We start from the raw sequence: 725 nt of genomic DNA on the forward strand, positions 1-725 counted from the left end.
CAATAGGAGCTGTCACACGCATACTCATGGTTTGGCCAAAACCGGTAAGGGTATCGCCCATGTTATTCATTTTGTCTGAAAACTGGTCTAAATTCGTCGTTAAACGACCCCAACCAGATTCTTGAAATGCTTGTTCTCGCCTCATCTCTTCAAGTTCTTCGGTTGTGTTCTGAACATAACGTTCCAAATTATTTAGGGCGGCTGCTTGATTGTTATAAGCTCGCTCCGCTTTTTCCGCTTCCTTGGACCCTTCACCATGCTCGTCTACCATTTTTTGATATTCTTTGTACGTTTCTTCTGTTACTTTTTTCTGTACTTCTAACTTTTTATTGAGTCCTTGAAGACGCGTTTCATATTTATTGATGGAGCGATCGCCCCGATCAAACGCGCTCATATTTTTACGCATTTCAGAGTTAACCGTTTTGAGTCGGTCTTTAACGCCTGTTAACCCTCTATCAAGCGTTAGGGTGTCTAAATCAAGTCCTATATTTAAACCTTCAATTCTCTCTGCCAATATTCACCCTCCCTTCTCGAGGGATAAAATTAACCGCCAAAGGCGGCAATTAATGATGTTTCCTCTTTTGGTCTATGCTGTTCGGATAATAATTCAAACACGAAGTTGAACGGCATATTCAGAATGTCATTGATGTCTTTACCTTGTTTCATCATCTTCAATACCATGTCGTCTAAATATTGTTTTTGTTTTTCTGGGGTAAAGTCGTCAT

At 40.3% G+C, this 725-nt stretch carries 1 protein-coding gene and 1 pseudogene; both read right to left on the reverse strand.

All coding sequences use genetic code 11. From position 1 onward, the window contains the following. A pseudogene (locus ACTWQB_RS17400) lies at positions 1 to 514 on the reverse strand (hypothetical protein); the annotation flags it as partial. A gap of 29 nt (positions 515 to 543) precedes the next feature. Next, positions 544 to 725: phage tail assembly chaperone GT (gene gpGT, locus ACTWQB_RS17405; protein ID WP_443140406.1), on the reverse strand; the 182-nt coding region annotated here is incomplete at its 5' end.

The organism is Piscibacillus sp. B03, assembly GCF_052246295.1.
Lineage (GTDB): Bacteria > Bacillota > Bacilli > Bacillales > Alkalibacillaceae > Piscibacillus.